Source organism: Chitinophaga sp. 9-1-y (assembly GCF_059511905.2).
Genome location: NZ_CM197955.1, coordinates 7,888,248 through 7,909,937, shown reverse-complemented (window position 1 = coordinate 7,909,937; position 21,690 = coordinate 7,888,248). Strand labels below are relative to the sequence as shown.

General features: G+C 43.7%; 20 protein-coding genes. 6 read left to right on the top strand and 14 right to left on the bottom strand.

Annotation, left to right across the window (positions count from 1 at the left end; all coding sequences use genetic code 11):
* Positions 1-8: 8 nt before the first annotated feature.
* On the top strand, positions 9-1,499 hold the full coding sequence (locus AC5ZC7_RS31580) for a SusD/RagB family nutrient-binding outer membrane lipoprotein (protein ID WP_496161388.1): 1,491 nt from the start codon (positions 9-11) through the stop codon (positions 1,497-1,499).
* Between the two features lie 112 nt (positions 1,500-1,611).
* Positions 1,612-2,328, top strand: a complete 717-nt coding sequence (locus tag AC5ZC7_RS31575; protein WP_496161389.1) for a DUF2490 domain-containing protein — start codon at positions 1,612-1,614, stop codon at positions 2,326-2,328.
* 134 nt (positions 2,329-2,462) lie between these two features.
* On the opposite strand, the gene AC5ZC7_RS31570 is transcribed toward AC5ZC7_RS31575, so the two are convergent.
* From AC5ZC7_RS31570 to AC5ZC7_RS31560, 3 genes are all read right to left on the bottom strand, one after another.
* Positions 2,463-2,951 (bottom strand): YcxB family protein, encoded by a 489-nt coding sequence (locus AC5ZC7_RS31570; RefSeq protein WP_496161390.1) that lies wholly within the window; start codon positions 2,949-2,951, stop codon positions 2,463-2,465.
* A 20-nt stretch (positions 2,952-2,971) separates the two neighbouring features.
* Positions 2,972-3,472, bottom strand: a complete 501-nt coding sequence (locus AC5ZC7_RS31565) for a hypothetical protein (RefSeq protein ID WP_496161391.1) — start codon at positions 3,470-3,472, stop codon at positions 2,972-2,974.
* 557 nt (positions 3,473-4,029) lie between these two features.
* Complete coding sequence (locus AC5ZC7_RS31560; RefSeq protein ID WP_496161392.1) at positions 4,030-7,314, bottom strand: vitamin B12-dependent ribonucleotide reductase; 3,285 nt, start codon at positions 7,312-7,314, stop codon at positions 4,030-4,032.
* Positions 7,315-7,642: 328 nt separating this feature from the next.
* Between AC5ZC7_RS31560 and AC5ZC7_RS31555 the strand changes: the two genes are divergently transcribed.
* Positions 7,643-8,404 carry a phosphoglycerol geranylgeranyltransferase gene (locus AC5ZC7_RS31555; RefSeq protein WP_496161393.1) on the top strand — a complete coding sequence of 254 codons (762 nt, stop codon included), beginning with the start codon at positions 7,643-7,645 and terminating at the stop codon, positions 8,402-8,404.
* Between the two features lie 99 nt (positions 8,405-8,503).
* Here the strand turns inward: AC5ZC7_RS31555 and AC5ZC7_RS31550 are convergent, their stop codons facing one another.
* Complete coding sequence (locus AC5ZC7_RS31550) at positions 8,504-9,232, bottom strand: response regulator (protein WP_496161394.1); 729 nt, start codon at positions 9,230-9,232, stop codon at positions 8,504-8,506.
* 92 nt (positions 9,233-9,324) lie between these two features.
* Positions 9,325-10,161: a histidine kinase gene (locus tag AC5ZC7_RS31545; RefSeq protein ID WP_496161395.1), complete on the bottom strand. Its 837-nt coding sequence runs from the start codon at positions 10,159-10,161 to the stop codon at positions 9,325-9,327.
* A gap of 420 nt (positions 10,162-10,581) precedes the next feature.
* Between AC5ZC7_RS31545 and dxs the strand changes: the two genes are divergently transcribed.
* The 3 genes from dxs to AC5ZC7_RS31530 all read left to right on the top strand — a co-directional run bounded on the left by dxs (position 10,582) and on the right by AC5ZC7_RS31530 (position 14,925).
* Positions 10,582-12,507 (top strand): 1-deoxy-D-xylulose-5-phosphate synthase, encoded by a 1,926-nt coding sequence (gene dxs, locus AC5ZC7_RS31540; protein WP_496161396.1) that lies wholly within the window; start codon positions 10,582-10,584, stop codon positions 12,505-12,507.
* 128 nt (positions 12,508-12,635) lie between these two features.
* Complete coding sequence (locus AC5ZC7_RS31535; protein WP_496161397.1) at positions 12,636-13,682, top strand: 2Fe-2S iron-sulfur cluster-binding protein; 1,047 nt, start codon at positions 12,636-12,638, stop codon at positions 13,680-13,682.
* A 118-nt stretch (positions 13,683-13,800) separates the two neighbouring features.
* Positions 13,801-14,925, top strand: a complete 1,125-nt coding sequence (locus AC5ZC7_RS31530) for a PAS domain-containing protein (RefSeq protein ID WP_496161398.1) — start codon at positions 13,801-13,803, stop codon at positions 14,923-14,925.
* 11 nt (positions 14,926-14,936) lie between these two features.
* On the opposite strand, the gene AC5ZC7_RS31525 is transcribed toward AC5ZC7_RS31530, so the two are convergent.
* From AC5ZC7_RS31525 to AC5ZC7_RS31485, 9 genes are all read right to left on the bottom strand, one after another.
* Complete coding sequence (locus tag AC5ZC7_RS31525) at positions 14,937-15,308, bottom strand: hypothetical protein (RefSeq protein WP_496161399.1); 372 nt, start codon at positions 15,306-15,308, stop codon at positions 14,937-14,939.
* Positions 15,309-15,456: 148 nt separating this feature from the next.
* A complete protein-coding gene (locus AC5ZC7_RS31520; protein WP_496161400.1) occupies positions 15,457-16,170 on the bottom strand; it encodes an HAD-IIB family hydrolase in 714 nt (237 codons plus the stop codon).
* 113 nt (positions 16,171-16,283) lie between these two features.
* Positions 16,284-16,997 (bottom strand): pirin family protein, encoded by a 714-nt coding sequence (locus tag AC5ZC7_RS31515; protein ID WP_496161401.1) that lies wholly within the window; start codon positions 16,995-16,997, stop codon positions 16,284-16,286.
* A 146-nt stretch (positions 16,998-17,143) separates the two neighbouring features.
* The gene (locus AC5ZC7_RS31510; RefSeq protein ID WP_477079733.1) at positions 17,144-17,554 is read right to left on the bottom strand and encodes an OsmC family protein; all 411 of its coding nucleotides are present in this window, start codon (positions 17,552-17,554) and stop codon (positions 17,144-17,146) included.
* Between the two features lie 173 nt (positions 17,555-17,727).
* On the bottom strand, positions 17,728-18,357 hold the full coding sequence (locus AC5ZC7_RS31505; protein ID WP_496161402.1) for a nitroreductase family protein: 630 nt from the start codon (positions 18,355-18,357) through the stop codon (positions 17,728-17,730).
* An 83-nt stretch (positions 18,358-18,440) separates the two neighbouring features.
* The gene (locus AC5ZC7_RS31500) at positions 18,441-18,965 is read right to left on the bottom strand and encodes a YceI family protein (RefSeq protein ID WP_496161403.1); all 525 of its coding nucleotides are present in this window, start codon (positions 18,963-18,965) and stop codon (positions 18,441-18,443) included.
* Between the two features lie 43 nt (positions 18,966-19,008).
* Entirely contained in the window at positions 19,009-19,881 is an 873-nt protein-coding gene (locus AC5ZC7_RS31495; protein ID WP_496161404.1) for a pirin family protein, read from the bottom strand.
* 103 nt (positions 19,882-19,984) lie between these two features.
* Positions 19,985-20,893 (bottom strand): helix-turn-helix domain-containing protein, encoded by a 909-nt coding sequence (locus AC5ZC7_RS31490; RefSeq protein ID WP_496161405.1) that lies wholly within the window; start codon positions 20,891-20,893, stop codon positions 19,985-19,987.
* Positions 20,886-21,680, bottom strand: coding sequence for a segregation/condensation protein A (locus AC5ZC7_RS31485; RefSeq protein WP_496161406.1), 795 nt, complete (start codon positions 21,678-21,680; stop codon positions 20,886-20,888). The genes AC5ZC7_RS31490 and AC5ZC7_RS31485 overlap by 8 nt, the downstream gene beginning before the upstream one ends.
* Positions 21,681-21,690 lie beyond the last annotated feature (10 nt).

Genomic DNA, 21,690 nt, shown 5'->3' with positions numbered 1-21,690 from the left:
TTGTGACGATGACTAAAAAGATTTTAAAATATAGCAGCTTAGGAATCCTGATGGTTTCACTGGCAGTCACCAGTTGTAAAAAACTGGATGATATGAACCACGATCCTACCAAACCTACTACTGCCGAACCACAATACCTGCTCACCGGGGCGCAGAAAAGTACCATGGATGTGCTTTACAGCGGATTGCAGAATGGCTTTATCGCCATGAACTACGCACAATACTGGACTGGCAATTCCAGGACCAATGATAGCCAGTTTAATCTCGATGAAGGTAACAACGCCACTTTCTGGAACACATTGTACCGCGTATCATTACATAATTTGGACGACCTGGTAAAACAAAATAATGCGAAAGCAGACCAAACCGGTGTGCCGAATCAGAACGCGATCGCCAAAATTACCAGTGCATGGATTTACCAGATCCTGGCAGATACTTATGGTAATATTCCATATTCACAGAGCTTCCAGAACACTACGAACATTACACCCAAATATGATGACGCTAAAACCGTTTATAATGCCCTGATCGACACTTTACAGGCGCAGATAAATGTACTGGATACAGCACAAATCAGCTTCAATTCCGGAGACGTTATTTACAATGGAGATGTGGAAAAATGGAAAAAACTGGCTAATTCACTATTGCTCAGAATGGCTATTCGCATGGTAGATGCCAACCCGGAAAAAGCCAAACAGATCATCGAAGCGCATTATAAAGATGCTATCAGCAGCAATGATGACAATGCACAATTTCAATACCTGGATGCAATGCCTAACCAATTTCCTTATAATGAGGCTGCACGTCCTATTATTGATTTCTCGGTAAGTGCCACCCTGGTTAATTACATGAAAAGTGTGAATGATCCGCGTCTTAGCATTTACGCCCGTCCTTCCAAAGATGACAAAGTCTATAATGGAATGCCATACGGCTGGGCCGCATCAGATACCAACAGGCTTTCACAGGATCGCTACTCTTTTCCGGGCACCCAGATCTATAGCGCCACAATGCCAGGCATCCTGATGGGTTATTCAGAGGTAGAATTTATTCTGGCAGAGGCTGCCGCCAGGGGCATGAAAGTAGGAGATGATGCAGCTACTCACTATGCAAATGGTATCCGGTCTTCTATCAATTACTGGCGCCTACTCACCCGCAACAAGGATATTACCGACGCAGCGGTTGATGCATATATTGCCAAAGTGCCTTATGTAGCATCTGACTGGAGAAATGTGATCGGTACACAAAAATGGCTGGCACTTTATCCACAAGGCTTCCAGGCATGGTTTGAAAGAACCAGGCTCCATTTCAGCAAGCCGGGTGGTCAACCCTTATTTATTGCACCTGTGTCTGGTTCACTGGACCCAAGTGTCACCGTAGTGCCCTACCGCTTAACCTATCTGCAATCCGAACAAACACAGAATAAAACTAGTTATGACGAGGCCGCTGCAGCTATTGGAGGCGATAAAAAAGGCACCAAACTGTGGTATAATAAATTCTGATACAACAATCAACTATAGCTAAACAACAATCTATCGGCGCCTGCATCTGCAGGTGCCTTCTTTTTTTAGCCCCGGTTTCCTTATCTTTAACGCCAACCTATATTCAGCGATTATGAGGAAAGTACTGCTCACAATGGCTCTGATAGCCATTGCCCGTTTTGTATCAGCACAGGATATGACACAAGCCTACCAAAACTGGTATACCTATTTTGGCACCACAAAAATTAACAGCAAATGGGCCATTCCGTTTGATATACAATTACGTATCAGAGATGGTATCAGCAACAAAGGTCAACTCCTGATGCGGGGCGGATTACAATATTCACTCACCAAACAGGATCATATTTTATTAGGCTATGCCTATGTTCCTACCTATAACGGAGTAAGCAACACCTGGCTGCCGGAACAACGTATTTTCGAACAATACATTCACAAGGCAAAAAAACTGGATATGACACACCGGGTACGATTAGAACAACGCTGGGTGTCTCAGCCATCTAAACCAGGCGCCCACAGCGCTATTGGTGACTGGAAATATGGCAACCGCGCCCGCTATTTTAACCGCACCCAATTCGCTATTAAACATAAAAAAGAAACAACTCCTTTTTATGTAGCCTTACAAGATGAAATTTTTCTGAACCTGTGGGGAAATGATATCAGCAACCTGCTATTTGATCAGAACCGCTTCCTGGCGGCATTCGGGTACCAGTTTAATACCAAACTTAAAGCCGATATCGGGTATATGAACCAATTGGTACAAGTCACTTCCGGCGCTAAAACCATGAATCATATCCTGCATTTCAGCGTATTTCAAACAATTGATCTGTAGACAGATTATATTTTAAAAATTTAGAGAGATAGATAACAGCTTGAAGTGATTGATTCGCTCCGACCTGTTATCTATCTCTCTAAACTTTTAAAATATAATCTGTCTGATCCTGTATAAACACAATCTCCGCCCGCTTACTTATAATTACTGAACTTCTCTTTAAGCATACCAGTGAACTGCCGGTAAGCCTCTTCTGTTTGAAAGGCACTGATGGGAATAAGAAAGAAAGTTTTTTTGTCTCTATATAGAAAGAAGAATTTCCTGGTTTCAACTACCTGGGAAAAATTGCTCCAACTGATGGCCCGCTGGTGCTCACTGGCACGCGTGGATATTAACAGACCTTCGTCCGAATAATTAAGCTGTATGCTGTCTTTAAATGTAGCTGCCTTATTGTAGATGGAAATAGGTAGAAGATACCAGAATACCCATCCTAATACCAAAATCATGAGTACGATCCCTGTAAGGGCGCTGGAAGTAACTACACGGAAAAAATAACCGGTTAAGGTGGCTAGTAGGAGTATAATAAGGGTATTGCGAAAGACTTTTATCTCTCCTCTCCGCATAAAATGATAGCGCAATGCATGCAATACCTCCCCCTTATCGTAATTAAACTCTAAATGCATTATCGCCTGGCAAAACGATTTTATCTGTTAACTGAAATCGACATAGGATTATCCATTTCATCACGCACAGTAACAGGTGCTTCTTTCTTCCGGCCGCGTTTTACATTAGACAAGTCGTCTTCGCTGAAACCCGGGAAGTTTTTCTTGATGAACAGAAAATATTGTTGCAAGGTCTTAGGATCTACCTTAAAAGGGAACGCCAATTCCTTACCACTTCCTTTAAGGAAGTCGTTAGTATTTAATTTGGTTTCGTTTTGTAAATACCATTTGTACAAATCCACAATAGCTTTTTCCAACTCTCCCTCATCAACTTTCTCCGCTGTCTCAACCCGTGGAAACATTAACACGAACTCTTCTACCCGTACAGGCTTAGGATTATTTGTGTTCTTGGAGTTATTACGGTTATCGTTGTTGTCCCCGTTTTTATCTCCATTCTTATCCCCGTTATTGAAACCAGTGTTGGCATTTGCTGAAGCGGCTGCGGCCAAAACTACCAACAGCATTAACAACAGCTTTTTCATAAGGTGTCAAATTTTCGAGTCTAAAAATACAATTATATTTTGAGATTTCTAGCAGATAAAAAAATATGCGTAAAAACCCGTAAAAGCCCTGAAAAAACAAAAGCAATGGACGAACCATTGCTTTCGAGAGTCATTTACAGTGCATGAGGAGTCATGCGGTGTAGGAATATTTGGTTTTTCATAGGACAGTAACCATAATAAAAATTAATACAATAACAAATATAATAAAATTATATCGTGACTCGCTGAAAAGTATAAATATTAGAAAAAATCAAATATTTGAGAGCTTAATTATAAAAGCTGCAACAAAATTGATTTAAACAGAAAATTATCAAATGAGAAATATAGACTTAAAAAAATAAGAGAGGAATCCTATGCCCAAAAAAGAAGGTAAAACCAGGTGTTTTCTAAAAAAAGTAAGGGCGCCTAGAAAAGCGCCCTCAATTTGTTACTATCCTATGAAAACCCTATTTGAATACAAAGGTAAGGGCATGTTATTTTTCTTTGAAATTTTAAAGGCACAATAACATATCATTAACAAGAAGTTGCAACATCAATCAGCTGCAACCCATGCTGGTACCGCAATTCAAACATTTATAACAAGTTCCTGATCGTACGGTAATATGCCCGCAAGTATGGCATGCAGGTGCATCACTTTGCATACTTTTCAGATAATCCTGCGTGGTATTTTCTTGCTGAAACCCGCTAACAGACTGAGCTTTGACCACACGCGGTGCCACTCTTCCGGTACTGTTTACCAGTGGGGGAGCAGGAGCCTCCGTTTCATCATCTTCCCCGGTATTACCAGGCGCATCCAACACATGCACCAGGTCTGTACGCCCCAGGTACTCATAACCCAGCACACGGAAAATATAATCTATCAGGGAAGTGGCTGATTTAATGTTGGGATGATCTACTACACCTGCCGGTTCAAACCGTGTAAATATGAACTTGTCCACAAATTCTTCCAGCGGCACCCCATATTGCAGTCCTACAGAAACCGCGATGGCAAAGCAATTCATCAAACTGCGCAGGGTAGACCCTTCCTTCGCCAGATCTATAAATATTTCTCCTAACGTACCATCATTATACTCCCCGGTACGCACAAAAATTACTTGTCCACCTACATTCGCCTTCTGCGTAAAGCCACCCCGCTTGGATGGCAACGCCTGTCGCTCTACAATCCTCGACAACTGCCGCTTCAATGTAGTATCCCTGCTGGCCAGCATCCGCTTATTCACTTCTTCCAGTAATTCATCTATGCTTAACTCATTCAAATCTGGCGTAGTAGCCGAGGTAACGGCCTCTGCTTTCTTTTTCTTATCGCTTTTGTTGCTCAACGGCTGACTTAATTTACTGCCATCCCGGTACAACGCGCAAGCCTTCAACCCCAACTGCCAGCTCAGTTGATAGGCATCCGCCACCTCTTCCACCGATGCTTCATTCGGCAAATTGATGGTTTTAGAAATAGCGCCGGAAATAAATGGCTGCACCGCCGCCATCATCCGGATATGCCCATGCGGATGAATATAACGCTCTCCATGCTTGCCGCATTTGTTTGCACAGTCAAATACCGGTAAATGGGCCTCTTTCAAATATGGCGCCCCCTCTACCGTCATGGTGCCACATACAAAGTCGTTGGCAGCCTCTATCTGCGCATCAGAAAAGCCAAGCTCATGCAATAAGCTGAATTCCAGGTTATAATATTCTTCTGCCTTAAATCCTAACCGCTGCAGGCACTCTTCTCCCAACGTATAAACGTTGAAAACAAAAGCAATATCAAAGGAAGAAATAACCGCCGCATCCAGTTTCTTCAGTTCTTCCCCCATAAATCCCTTCTCACTCAACGACTGATGGTTAATATAGGGCGCGCCCGCAAAACTGCCGGTTCCCCTGGCATAATCCACAATAGCCTTAATTTCATGAGACGTATATCCCAGGTTTTGTAATGCCGTGGGAATAGACTGGTTGATAATCTTAAAATAACCACCCCCCGAAAGCTTTTTGAACTTCACCAGCGCAAAGTCCGGCTCTACACCGGTAGTATCGCAATCCATCACCAACCCAATAGTACCGGTAGGAGCAATAACGGTGGTCTGCGCATTGCGGTAGCCATACTGTTCTCCCAGCTTCACCGCTTCATCCCAGGCTTTGGTAGCGGCTTTCAGTAAATAATCCGCACAATAGCGCGCATCAATCCCCCTGGGCTTTATTTCCAGCCCGTCATAAGCATCTACCGCATCATAGGCCGCGGCCCGGTGATTACGCATTACCCGCAACATATCTGCCCGGTTAGCGGCATATTCCGGAAACGCTCCCAGGTGTGCAGCCATTTCCGCAGAAGTTTTATAGGCTACACCAGTCATGATGGCGGAAATAGCACCGGCAATGCCCCGTGCTTCCTCACTGTCGTAGGCAATACCACTCACCATCAGCATGGATCCCAGGTTAGCATAGCCCAAACCCAGCGTACGGTAATCATAACTAAGCTGCGCAACTTCTTTAGAGGGAAATTGCGCCATTAACACAGAAATCTCCAATACAACCGTCCACAACCTAACAGTATATTCAAATCCGGGAACATCAAACAGGTTACGCTTATCGTCAAAGAATCGCCGCAGGTTCACTGATGCGAGGTTACACGCAGTATTATCCAGGAACATATACTCTGAACAAGGATTGGAGGCATTGATACGTCCTCCCTGTGGGCAGGTATGCCACTCATTGATAGTAGTATCATATTGTGTACCCGGGTCAGCACAGCGCCAGGCAGCATAGGTAATCTGATCCCACAAATCCTTTGCCTTCACTGTTTTTACTGTTTTTCCGTTGGTACGGGCCTTGAGGTCCCAATCGCTATCTGCTTCCAGCGCACGGAAAAAGGAATTAGGAACACGAACAGAATTATTTGAATTCTGACCCGACACCGTTTTATAGGCTTCTCCCTCATAATCAGAAGAATACCCGGCGGCAATCAGTGCCGCCACTTTTTTCTCTTCTTCCACTTTCCAGTTCACAAAGTCCATGATTTCCGGGTGATCCAGGTCGAGGCATACCATTTTAGCCGCACGCCGGGTGGTACCACCCGATTTAATGGCACCTGCTGCCCGGTCACCTATCTTCAGAAAACTCATTAATCCACTGGATGTACCACCTCCACTCAGTTTCTCACCGTCTGCCCGGATTTGTGAATAATTGGTGCCCACACCAGACCCGTATTTAAAAATGCGCGCTTCCCGCATCCATAAGTCCATAATACCGCCATCATTTACCAGGTCGTCATTCACACTAAGAATAAAACAGGCATGCGGCTGAGGACGCTCATAGGCAGAAGTGGATTTTTCCAGCTTCCCGGTTTGTTGTTCCACATAATAATGTCCCTGGGGTTTGCCTTTTATGCCATAGCTCTCAAATAACCCGGTATTGAACCATTGTGGGGAATTAGGCACACAAGATTGGTTTAGCATGCTATAGCTCAGCTCTTCATAAAATATCCGGGCATCCTGTTGGGAAGCAAAATAGCCATATTTCTCACCCCAGGCCCGCCAGCAGTTGGCCATCCGGTGCACCACCTGCTTCACAGAGGCTTCCCGCCCCGATGTTCCGTCGGCCTGCGGCACACCCGCCTTCCGGAAATATTTTTGCGCCAGGATATCTGTGGCTATCTGCGACCAGCCTGCTGGTACTTCTACATTGTTCATCTCAAATACAATGTCGCCGCCAGGATTACGAATAACAGAGGAGCGGAGTTCATACTCAAATTGATCGTAAGGACTCACACCTTCTTTGGTAAAATGACGGGAGAACGCGAGACCACTAGTACTATTGACTGGATTTTTCATGCCCATGACTTTTTCTTAGGTGATACAAATGAGTTAGTAATGCGGAGTACTCTAAAATTAATTTTTAAATACGGGGCTCATTCCATTTATTTTGCACAGATTGTGGATAATTGCGCAAACAGTTTGCCAACCCATTTGTTATACCCCCTGAAAAGAAATCCGGCTCAAAATTTGCCCTTAAGAAAAAATTTGCAGTTGTATAACATATAATCAGGTAGGTATCATGAAGTTCATGAATAGAAAATGAATTGAATGCTTATTTATATAGCACTGTGTGTTATTAACAAAAATATTATACATTTGCGACAACCGGAACAATGCGCTATTGATGTACAATAACATATACACTTCGTTCATCGAAAGAAAGGCTAAAAAGGAAAAGGCATTCGCGGTTTTAATTGATCCGGATAAGGTTACACCTACCGATATCATAGAAATTGCTGCCAAATGCACTGCTGCCAAAGTTGATTATATCTTCCTGGGAGGCAGTTTGGTGATTTCCGATCATCTGGATGAATGCGTACAACAGCTGAAAGCCAGCTGCGATATACCCGTTGTATTATTCCCCGGCAGCCCCTCCCAGGTATCAAAATATGCTGATGCCTTACTCTATCTGTCTGTTATTTCCGGCAGAAACCCAGAATTGTTGATTGGTCAGCATGTAGTATCTGCGGCGGCTGTTAAGAAAAGTGGGCTGGAAGTAATTTCCACGGGCTATATGGTCATCGACGGAGGAGCCCCTACCACCGTATCTTATATCAGTAATACCACTCCCATTCCGGCAGACAAGGCAGATATTGCCATGTGCACTGCCATGGCAGGCGAAATGCTGGGAATGAAGGTAATATACATGGACGCCGGCAGCGGGGCCCGTATCCCAATCACCGAAAGCATGATTAGCCGCGTTGCCAGCCAGGTGCAAGCCCCTATCATTGTTGGTGGCGGTATCAGAGACGCAGAAAAGGCCTACCTGAACAGCAAAGCCGGCGCGGATATTATTGTAGTAGGTAACGCTATTGAAAAAGATCTCTCCCTGATAAAGGAACTTGCTGATGCAGTACACTCTGTAAGCAGAAAGCAAAAAGCCTAAAATAAAAAGCTATTGAGGCGAATGATTAGCGAGTATATAATATTCGCTAATCATTCGCCTCAATAGCTTTTTGCTTTACCTTTTCGGCTTTCAGCTGTTTTAGAGGCTCATCATTTCCTTGAACTTCACCGCCTGTCTGCGGCTCACTTCAATTTTTTCACCTCCACGCATTTCCAACAACAAGCCACCATTGAAATAAGTATCAATTTTTTCGATCATCCGCAGGTTCACGATATGCTTACGGTTGGCACGGAAAAAAGTACGTTCATCCAGTCTTTCCTCCAATGCGTTCAATGATTTCAGGATCAAAGGCTTATTCGTTTCGAAATATACCCGGGCATAGTTACCAACGCTTTCAAACAACCGAATCTCCTGTAATTTCACAAACCAGCAACGGTCCCCGTCTTTCACAAAAACCTGGTCATTTTCAGACAGTAAATTGCGGATTCCCCCGGTAGCCGCCAGGCGGTCCTTCTCATCCTGCTGATGCAGCTTGTGAATAGCATCCGCCAAACGCTTAGGCTCTATCGGCTTTAACAGGTAGTCTAACGCATTATATTCAAATGCTTTCAATGCATACTCATCATATGCTGTAGTGAAAATCACCTGCGGTGTTTTCTCTAATTCAGCCAACAAGTCAAAGCCGGTCTTGTCAGGCATCTGGATATCCAGGAACAGTAAGTCAGGATGGAGCGTTTCTATCTTCTCTATACCATCCTTCGCATTCACAGCTTCTCCCACCACCACTATTTCCGGGTGATCTGCCAGCAATTTTTTAAGTTCACTCCTGGCCAGGCGTTCATCATCTATTATCAATGCTTTTTTCATTGGCAATATGAAGTTTGGTTGATGATTTAATTAGTTAAATAATAATAGCCATATCCACTATGAAGCAGCTATGGCAGGTTATAACAAGTGATTTAGAGCAAAGGCATCACTACAGTAGCTTCTACCGTCTGCTCGTCTTTATTCCTGATTTCAAAAGAGGCCCTGTTGCCAAACAAAAGACTTAACCTTTGCCGGGTGCTCTGTAAACCAAAGCCATGGCCATTTATACTATTTTCTACTATTTGCCCGGTGTTCTCTATGGTAATTACATGCTGCATCCCCTTCAAAGAAGAGTTGATGTACACCGATCCTCCCATAATAACACGGGAAATCCCATGTTTAATGGCATTTTCCACCAATGTCTGTAACATCATCGGCGGCACCTGTAACTCCAGCGTATCCGGATCAATCTCATATTTTACGTTCAGGCGTTCCTCAAAACGGATATGCTCTAATGCAAGGTAATCCTTTACAATGTTTAATTCATTTTCCAGGCTCACCGTTTCTGCTTTCTCCGTTTGCATGGAACTCCGCAATATGTTGGAAAGTTCTGTGATAGCTGTTCTGGCCCGTTGTGGATTCTCATCCACCAATGCCCGGATACTGTTCAATGCATTAAAAATGAAGTGCGGATTCATTTGGGCCTTGATCGTTTTTAGCTCCAGCTCCTTTACTGTTGTTTCCAACTTCAGCTGATCTACCTGGGAACTACGGTTCCGCTCTATATAGTGCCAGATATAATAGATCATCCACCACATAAAAGAAAGCGCAAAAGCAGACACGCCTTTGATAATGCCCGTGAAAAGATCCTCCTGCTTATACCTGAATACAAAGTACATCAGCGCGTTATAAGAAATATATAACGTGACCGCCGTACCCGTCACCATCATAAAGAATAAAAAAATCTGCTGCTCAGAACTATAGGTCACCCATTGTCGCCTGTTTATTAACGTGCGAAAAAGATGTGTTATCAGAACTCCTAAAGTAGTGAAAATTAATAAGTTAACAAAGTCAATCAGCTTAACTATCGACTTGTCCTGGGTGTAGTAGATAAAACAATTTAACACGAAATAGGCCGCCCACCCCAAAATCTGACACCACCAGTATTTGTTTATTTGCTTAAACATTAAATCAAATTAGTAAACTTCACCTATATTCCAAAAATACCCTACAGCGCCCCCCGTAGAAACCTAAATGTTATAAATGGTGAATCAAAACTGGTAAATGGCAGATGCCTCCATCTGAATGGTGAGATATCACTTATCTGTACTACTTTCCTGTGATCAGATCACGATTTACCACATATTTTTATGTATTTTTGTTACTTCATATAAACCCTGAGCCCAATTATGAATATAAAGGCAGGTCAACTGTTGAGCCAGATAGAATATCCCGCTGATTTGCGAAAGCTGAATAAAGAACAGCTTCACCAGGTATGTGAGGAGCTGCGTCAGTACATCATTGACGTGGTAAGTGTGCATGGTGGCCACTTTGCGGCCAGCCTTGGTGTAGTTGAGCTTACAGTGGCTTTGCATTATGTTTTTAACACCCCATATGACCAACTGGTATGGGATGTAGGCCATCAGGCTTATGGCCACAAAATCCTGACCGGTCGCCGGGAAGCATTTCCTACCAACCGGAAATACAAAGGACTTAGCGGATTCCCTAAAAGAGACGAGAGCCGGTACGACACCTTTGGTGTGGGACACTCCTCCACCTCCATTTCCGCCGCACTGGGTATGGCCATGGCCTCCCATTACAAAGGCGAATTTGACCGCCAGCACATTGCCGTGATCGGCGATGGCGCCATGACAGCAGGTATGGCCTTTGAAGCACTGAACCATGCCGGCGTTGCCAATGCTAACGTACTGATTATCCTGAACGATAACTGCATGTCCATAGATCCAAATGTGGGCGCGCTGAAAGAATATCTCACAGATATCACCACTTCCCCTACCTATAACAAAGTAAGGGATGATGTGTGGAACCTGCTCGGAAAACTGCCGGTAGGCAAGAAATTTACCCGCGACATGGCCTCCAAACTGGAAGCCAGCCTCAAAGGTGTAGTATCCAAATCCAGTAACCTCTTCGAAGCACTGAAGATGCGCTATTTTGGCCCTATCGACGGCCATAATATCACCAAACTGGCCGATACCCTGCAAGACCTGAAAGATATCCCCGGTCCAAAATTGTTGCATATCGTTACCACCAAAGGTAAAGGCTATGCCCTCGCAGAAAAAGACCAAACCACCTGGCACGCACCAGGCCTGTTCGATAAAATCACCGGCGAAATATTCAAGAAACCAGTTACCAGCCCTCAACCTCCTAAATACCAGGACGTTTTTGGCCATACTATCATTGAACTGGCAGAACAAAACGAAAAAATCATCGGTATCACTCCCGCCATGCCTTCCGGCTCCTCCCTCAAATTTATGATGGAGAAAATGCCGCACAGAGCCTTCGATGTTGGCATCTGTGAACAACATGCCGTTACCTTATCTGCAGGTATGGCTACCCAGGGCATGCGCGTATTCTGTAACATCTACTCCTCTTTCTTCCAACGTGCCTTTGATCAGGCCGTACATGATGTACTGATCCAAAAACTCCCCGTAATATTCTGCCTCGACAGAGCAGGATTGGTAGGAGAAGATGGACCTACACACCATGGCGCCTATGATATCGCCTACATGCGCGGTATTCCAAACGTAATCATCAGCGCACCTATGAACGAAGAAGAACTGCGGAACCTGATGTATAGTGCACAATTACCGGAAAATGATATGCCTTATGTAATCCGCTACCCACGCGGACAAGGAGTGATGCCGGAATGGCGCACACCGTTTAAAGCTATCAAAGCCGGTACCGGCCGCAAAATCCGTGACGGTAAGGATATTGCTATCCTCTCCCTCGGACATACCGGCAACTTCGTAGTAGAAGCCTGCAAAGAATTAATAGGAGATGGACTTCAACCCGCTCACTATGATATGCGCTTCGTAAAACCATTGGACGAAGCCCTCCTCCACGAAATATTCCAGTCGTTCGACAAGGTAATTACAGTGGAAGATGGTACCATTGTAGGTGGCTTCGGTAGCGCCGTGATAGAATTCATGGCCACCAATAACTACAGCGCTCAAATAAAACGATTAGGCATCCCCGATAAATTAATTGAACACGGTAAACCAGAAGAACTCTACCGCGAATGCGGCTACGATGCCGCCGGTATTGCCCGCACTACCAGGGAAATGCTGAAAGAAAAAATTACGGTGACCATTTAAAGTGGAATTACGAATTACAAATTACGAATTACGGATTGATGTGGAGATGACAGCAAATGATCAACATTTACCTATCTCCCCACAAATCCGTAATTCGTAATTTGTAATTCGTAATTTTTTTTCTTCTTATGTACTTTCAGCTAAGGATAACGGATATCATACGCGAAACAGCAGGTACTTACACCTATAAACTGGAAAATACCACGCCAGAGCCACTTGAGTACCTTCCAGGCCAGTTCCTGACCTTTCTTATTACTCTTCACAACAAAGAATACAGACGCTCCTATTCCTTTAGTTCCACCCCGGGAGTAGATCCGTTTATGTCCGTCACCATCCGCGAAAAAGAAAATGGTGAAATATCCCGGCACCTGATCCATACCTGGAAAAAAGGAGATATGGTGACCGCCCTGGAACCCTCCGGTCGCTTTACGTATGAAAAACCTGTCACAGCAGCGAGAGATATCTTCCTGCTCGCAGCGGGCAGCGGTATCACCCCCGTATTTTCACTACTCAAACATATCCTGAAAAATGAACCAGGTGCACATGTTAAACTGATTTATAGTAACCCTACACCGCAAAGCACCATCTTTTACCAGCAGTTACTGCAATGGCAAACGCAATACCCGGAACAATTACAAATCCTCTTTCTTTTCAGCAATGATCCGGATAGCGATCATACTTACAGAAGACTCAATAACATGTTACTGGAACAACTGGTAACAACACATCTTCGTTACTCCCGCGCAGCCGCCACATTTTTCCTTTGTGGCCCTCCGGACTATATGCGCATGATTCTGCTTACCCTTACGTTTATGGGTTTTCATGAAACCCAGCTGCACAAGGAAAATTTCGTAGTCAATACAGACGCACGAATCGCTAAAACACCACCGCCACCCGACCATCAACCTAAAAAGGTGCTGATACGTTATCGTAACGAAGCCTATCACCTCGAAATACCGGGCAATCAAACCATCCTGAGCTATGCCCTGGAAAACGAAATATTGCTGCCTTATAGCTGTAAAGGCGGGGTATGCGGTTCCTGCACGGCACAATGTATCAGTGGCAAAGTATCTATGACCGTGAACGAAGTACTCACCGATAAAGAGCTGGCAGAAGGCCTGGTGCTGACCTGTGTAGGATACCCCGCCAGCGATGACATTATTCTCGAATTATAATCACTTATAATACAAAAAATACTATCAATCATAATGCCCTGAGATAATTTTTTCTATTGGTCAAAATTTGGCTAAATTATATGAAAATCAGGTCATGCGGAATGCCCCTTTAAAAAAGATGGCTTGCATAATTTTAGTTCTCATTGTTTTTGTAATTAACAGCTATCTCCTCATAAAAACCGGTCCCGGACAGCATACATTTTTGCTTGCCGCAACTATATTATTATCTGCTGGTATCCTTCTCTTATTATTCTTCTCTGCCGGATGGCGTAATCAACGCTCACTTCAATTTGAGCACCTCTTTAATGAATATCCTATTCCCATGTGGATTTACGAGAAAGCCACCATGCGCTTCCTCTCCGTAAATACTGCCGCACTTGAAAAATATGGTTATTCCAGGCAAGAATTCATGGAACTAACGCTAAAGGATATACGCAATAAAGAAGACATTCCACTACTGCTGGAAAATGCGGCTGAACGTTGTAATGGCACCGATTACAGGGGAATATGGCGGCACAGGAAAAAGGATGGCAGCAACTTCTTCGTGGAAATATATTCCTTACCCGCCGTCTACTACGGGAAAACTGCCCGCTTCATTATGGCCAAAGATGTGGATGCGGAAGTAAGAGCCAGCAAAGAAGCACATGAATTGGGTATGCGCTACGAATTACTGGCGCAGGCAACCAATGATGCAGTATATGATAAAAATATGGCAACCAATACGGTTACCTGGAACAATGGTCTGACCAATCTTTTTCAATACAATATTAACCAGGAAACAGACCTCGTGCAATGGTGGCAGCAGAACTTACATCCTACTGATCAAGCCCGGGTCACTACCTCCCTGGCAGCCTGCATTGCTGCCGGCTTTAACTACTGGTCAGAAGAATATCGCTTCCAATGCGCCAATGGCGTATACAAATATGTGGTAGACCGCGCTTACATAATCTATGAAAACGGACAACCTATTCGTATGATAGGTATGATGCAGGATATTGACAAACACGTCAAACAAGCCATGCAACTGGAAGAACAAAATAGAACACTGAGAGAAATAGCCTGGATTAACTCACATGAAATACGTCGTCCGGTAGTATCCATTCTAAGCATTGCCGGCTTATTCGATAAAAGTAACCAGGACCGGCATCTCAACTCTCAGCTCATGGAATGGCTACACGAATCCACGCAACAGCTGGACAATATCATTCACAAAATAGAGCACAAAGTCAAGACCCTTGAGTAATCATTTAAGGCTCACAAAGGCATAAAATGATTGAAATCTTCCTTTAATCCCACATACAATTTCTGGAATATTTCCATACGGGTTTGTATGGTGTCAAAGTCATCAACCGGACGGTCGTCATGCACTACCGTTACAGGCGTGTCAGATAGTTTTTTGGCACATTGCTTAATGTCGTGATGCATTTCATCAGCTACTTCCCGTTGGCGTAGTAAACGGTTTTCAAAATGTTCTACTTTAGTCATTACTTCCCTGGAAGCTTTACTAAGACTAATCTGTTCCAATCTTTCCCGCATCATCTTCACTTCATTTCTTACTTCATTTACTTCTTCTTTCCAGGAATTTAGCTGCTGGTGCAGTTCTTCAGTGGGAGTTGTCATTTCCATGGTGTATTGATTTATCAATTTAAATGATGATTAAAAAGCTATTCATCATACCAAACGCTGTTGTCAATATCCATATCAAATTACTTGCAAAGACCTATTCTAAGTTACAATCTTTTTCTCTTCCCCTCATCATTTTTCACCCCTCTTTTCACAGATAAATACCGAATTCCGGGAAAAATTCCATGGCCTCCAGGATGCCACCGGCTCCTGCACGCTGTGCCTGTAATACATGCGCCATGGCAGCAGTTTGTTTCACTAATTCGGGTTCCGAATCACCTACTACCACCCCTTTAAACCCAGTGGCATACATAGAATAATCATTCATAGAATCCCCGGCTACCAACACCTGTTGATGTGGTAAGGCCAATACTTCCAGCAATTGTTGCAGCGTATACCCTTTGTTTACACCGGCAGGCAGTATATCCAGGTACTTACCGGCAGATAACACCAGGTCGCATCGAAGTGAAGTGGCCAGCAGCCGGGCGCCATCAATATCTGTCCCTTCATCATAATAGTAGGAACAACGATACTGCTGATGTGCTTCCTGGTGCAATAAACCTTTCACCGTTTTCAGGGTTTCTCTTACCTGGTCACCAGGCCACTTAGCAGCAATATTAGACTGCACCGGTTCTACAGCAGCAAGCGTAGGGAGATGGGTAACCGTGGCCCCTACATCACAAATAATATATTCCGGTCGCGGCAGTACAATATCTTCCAATAGCTGCAATACACTTCGTATGCCCCTTCCTGTTACAAATACCAACTGTATCTCTTTATGCTGATGCAACAGGGTATATAAACGTTGCTTATCTTCCGGTGTACCTCCTAAAAAAGTACCATCCAGATCCGTGGCTAATAGCATGATAATTCCTCCATAGCGGCTGTTAAAGAATGATGGCAATAATAATAAAAAAAAAGATCAGCCTTATCAGCTGATCTTTTATATAACGGGTTAGTATCTAATGACGTGTATGATTAGCCCAACATTGCTATATCTATCAGCAAAAACTCTGCCGGTTTAATCACTTCAATAGTGGCGGTATCATAATCCCACAATCCAATGGCATCACGTGCCTGCAATACTTCACCGGCTATCTTTATTTCTCCACTCAGTAAAAACAAATAACTTCCTGTACCTGCTGCCTTGGGTGTGATGTCCAGTAATTTACCGGCATCAAATTTACCTAATGAAAACCAGGCTTCCTGGTGTAGCCAAAGCACGTTTTCGTTTTTATCTGGTGATACAATTATCTGCAGCATATTTTCACGGCCAGCAGGATCAAATGTTTTCTGATCATATCGGGGTGTTACATTCCGCGTAGCTGGTATTATCCAAATCTGCAGGAAGTTCACATCTTCCGTTTTGGATGCGTTAAATTCAGCGTGCACCACACCTGTTCCGGCGCTCATAATCTGTACATCATTTTTGCGGATAATTTCCTGTTTACCCGTATTATCCCGATGCTCCAATGCACCATCCAATACAATAGACACGATCTCCATATTGTCGTGAGGATGCGCACCGAAACCCATTCCTCCTTTTACCACATCATCATTCAATACACGCAGGGCACCAAAGTGAAGCCTGTTAGGATCATAATAATTTGCAAAGCTAAATGTATGATGACTCTTTAACCAACCATGGTTAGCATACCCCCTGGTATCAGCACGATGAATAATTTTTTTCATAACTCAATCTCCTTTATTTAATACATCACAAATATCGCTATAAACGCGCCGCCAGAGAATGGATCAACTATTGAAAAGGATGGACAAAAAACAGAAAGCCTATTGTATGGCTACAATAGGCTTTCTGCTTTATCCTTTCAGCTTAATTATACCAACTTAGCGTCAGTAGTAATAGCTGCATTCAATACTTTGCTCACAGGGCAGTTTGCTTCTGCATCTGCTACAAATTCAGCAAATTTTGCTGCATCCAGGCCTTCTACGCTGGCAGTTACTTCCAGGTGGCTGGTAGTGATAGCGCCATTCTCCAGGGTGATGGTGCATTTGGTATCAATGTTACCAGGCGTAAAACCGGCACCAGTGATTACAAAGCTCAGCTTCATGGTAAAGCAACCAGCATGTGCAGCGGCAATCAGTTCTTCAGGGTTAGTACCAATACCATCTTCAAAACGGCTGCTGTAAGAGTACTGAGTTTTGTTCAATACGGTTGACTGGGAAGTTAAAGTGCCTTTACCTTCTTTGCCGGTACCTTGCCAATTGGCAGATGCAAATCTTTTCATGTTAAATTTTTATTTTTTCTTGTTAGAAAAATCAGTGTGGAGGCCCAAATTACAAATTAATCGGCAATAAAAAACGCCGGAGCTTCCTGCCCTCAAAACGCACTCACTACGCTCAACAAAAAAGCCGCACCAAAATAGGGTGCGGCTTTATACTTATTCCTGTCAATTGATCCTTATATCGTTTCTACCAATTCTGCTATTGGCTTACGTACTTTCTTAGCATGTTGCATCACATCATCTGCGGCTCTGAACCCTACTGCAGCAAGAACTACGGTAGCCAATCCTTTATCTTTCAATCCTAAAATTTCATCGTATTTGGCCGCATCAAAGCCTTCCATAGGGCAGGCATCTATATTTTCAACGGCAGCGGCGGTGAGCAGGGTGCCTAATGCCAGGTACGCCTGTTTAGCGCTCCATATGGCAGTTCCGGCTGCTCCCAGGCGGTTAACAGTACCTTTCATCATACCCGAAAAACCAGCCAGCTGTTCCTGGTCTATCTGACGTGTGCTAGCGATGTTACTCGTATAATCATCCACGTGAGATTCATTCAGGTCAGTATATCTTGCAAAAATAACCAGGTGCGATGCGTCTGTTATCTGCGTCTGATTATTCGACGCTCCTTTCAATTGCTCACGTACAGCGGGATTTTCCACAATCAGGATCTTATAGGGTTGTAGCCCATAAGAAGAAGCCGACAATCTTGTGGCTGCAATCAGTTTTTCCAGTTGTGCTTCACTCAGCTGTTTTGCCGGGTCAAATTTCTTAACGGCATAACGCCATTCCAGTTTACTCAGAATATCCATTCTTCACGATATTATAATCAGATATGCTGTTCAGGATACAGGGCTGTAAATAAACAGCATATCTGAATGATGATATAAAATACTTATTGTTTAACCATTTGTACACTTGCCAGCAATTTCACTTCATCGCTCAGCAATATGCCGCCGGTTTCGGTAGTAGCGTTGAAAGTAAGACCGAAATCTTTACGGTTAATCTTACCGGTTAATTCAAATCCAGCTTTAGTTTGACCATATGGATCCACTACTTCACCACCAAATTCTACATTCAGTTCTACCGGGCGGGTATTGTCGCGGATGGTTAAATCTCCTACCAGTTTATAATTCTCTGCATCTACTTTCTTTACTTCTTTAGACACGAATGTGAGCTTCGGATATTTGGCTGATTCAAAGAAATCTGCCTCCTGCAGGTGTGCATCACGCTGCGCATTCTGTGTGGAAATACTGTCGATGTCTGCTTCAAAAGAGATGTTGGCAGTGCTGAAATCATTGTCAGTGGTCTGCATGGTACCCTCAAATTTTGCAAACTGACCGGTTACGGTCGTAATCATCAGGTGTTTAACTTTAAATTGTACATCACTATGTGAAGGATCAATTTTCCAGGTTGTCATATAACTTTTAGTTTTAGTATTATTAATAAATGTTAGTGTGTGATTAGTTTAATTCGCCCATTTTACCGGCATTGTAGTCGTTGATGGCCTGTCTGATATCGTCTTCTGTATTCATTACAAAAGGACCATAAGCGAAAATGGGCTCGTTTATCGGCTCTCCGCTCAATACTACCATACTGGTATCTTTCAGCGCAGTAATGGTAATTTCAGTGCCTTTACGTTCGAATAATGCGGTTTCTACTGCTTTCACCGGCTGACCGTTAATATCCACTTCGCCTTGAAATACCACGGCGGCGGTATTGAAATCTTCCGGTACAGCAAACGTGATGCTGTCGTCTTTCTTCAGGCGTACATCCAGTACGTTTACCGGAGAAAAGGTAGTAGCAGCGCCTTTTGTGTCCTGGTAAGTTCCGGCAATCACTCTCACATAACCTTCTTCACTCACCTTTATTACCGGGATATCTGCTTTGGACAGGTTCTGATAAGAAGGTGGATTATTTTTAAATGCTTTGGGAAGATTTACCCACAGTTGGGCAAATTCTGCTTTACCCCCTGTTTTGGTGAATGCTTCACTGTATTTTTCTTCGTGTAAAATTCCACCTGCTGCCGTCATCCACTGTACATCTCCGGGATATAAGTATCCATGGCTACCGGTAGAATCCCGGTGTTCCAGTTCGCCCTGGTACACGATGGTAACGGTTTCAAAACCTTTGTGCGGGTGTTCGCCTACACCACGTGGCCTTGGGCTGGGTGGAATGTAGTTGGGTGCCGCGTAGTCCATCATAATGAAAGGGCTGATCACGTTGTTTTCAGAACGGGTACCACCTGGTAAGGTGCTTTGTACCCGGAAGCCATCACCTACCATATGGGGAGCGGCTGCTATAACTATCTGATTTACATGTTTTTTTGTGTTCATATTGTTTGCCTCCTTAAGACAACACAAAAATACATGTTGCAACACCATTCAAGAATGGATAAAACGCCGCTAGTGATGGACTTTTTTAAAATTCCGGGAAAAACTAGGCAGAAGGGCTCATAGAAGAGCGGGAAGCATCCTTAAATTCAGACGGGCTCTGACTGGTATACTTCTTAAAAAAACGGCTAAAATAATGGGGATCATCAAATCCCAGTTTATAGGCTATTTCTTTCGCCGTGAGATCAGTATTATACAAATAGCGCTGGGCTTCCAGGATCACCCGGTTACGGATATGTTCACCGGCAGTAATACCGGACAATTGTTTGCTGATTTCATTCAGCAATACAGGTTTTATATGTAGCAATCCGGCATAATCGGATACTGTTTTGAGTTCCTGGTATTTCTCTTCTATCAGATTTTTGAATTTCAGGAAGATGGAACTATTGTGCATCGCATGCTGCTCAGGAGAAATGGCCACATTCTCTCCCTTAATGCGGGATGCCAGCACCAGGAAATAGCGTAACAACCCATGGATGGCCATCTCGTATTCCGGTTCTTGTGTAGTCAATTCTTTCATCATCAGGCGCACTACAGCATCAATATCCTTCTCCTGTTCATCATTGAGATGTATAACGCTGCTGAACTGGCTGTTGAAAAACAGGCCGGAATTGATTCCTGACACCTGTGTCTGATCTTTCAAACACATAAAAGCATCCCGGAAAGCAATCATGTAACCTTCGATCTTCTCGGTAGCTTGTATATTATGCACCTGGCCGGGCGCCACAAAAAAAAGGGTATTCTTGGTTACTTCATAAGTAGTGGCATCAATGGTATGCAATAGCTTACCACTCTTGATCCAGTAAATAGTATAGAAATCGTGTCGGTGCGGCACACCAATCTGGTCGAAAAAGGAGTTTCCTAATTCACAAAGACCAGATACCACAAAACCTGCATCTACCTGCGCATATTCCGGTAAGGACACAATGCCTATATTTTCACGTTTCTCAGCCATCTATTAAAGTTCCTGCGGGTTCTTCCTCCCTGTCAGAAGGATCAATATACTCAATAATAAAGTTGTTTCTGCCTTCTCCCACCATAATACCCATATGCTTCATTTGTACCAGTTCCAACATACTCAGGAACAGGAAAATAGCATGTACTCTGTCTTTACAGTGGTCAAATATTTTTTCGAAAGATAGGGTCCGCTCAGCTCTCGCCAATTCTTCCATATACATCCTGGAGCCTTCCATGGTGTAATCATATTTATACACCACGTGCTGGGGCTTATTATCGCGCTCTTTCATGCGCTGCATCACCTTTTCAAAGGTTTTGGTCAGCTTAAAGAGGGTAAGCGTTTGTACCTCTGTACCTTCACTGGTTACTTCACCAATTTCCGCCAGTTCTTTGGCTATATTACCCCGTTTAATCTGCAACATCCTGTCTGCCTCCATTTCGGCGAGTTCTGCGGCAGCGAGCTTATAACGCTTATATTCCAGGATTTTGTCAATCAACTCCATACGCGGATCAATCTCATTTCCCTGTTCATCCAGTTCTTTGCGTGGCAGCAACATCTTAGCCTTGATACGCATGAGGGTAGACACAAAGAGAATGAATTCACTGGCTAATTCAATATTCAACGACTCTATATGGTGAATATATTCCAGGAAATCCTGCGTCAGCTTATTGATAGGGATATTATAGATATCCAGTTCATCACGCTCAATGAAGAATAGCAACAGGTCGAAAGGACCTTCAAACTGCGGTAATTTGATCTTATAGACAGGTGCTTGCTCGCTCACGTATTGCGTT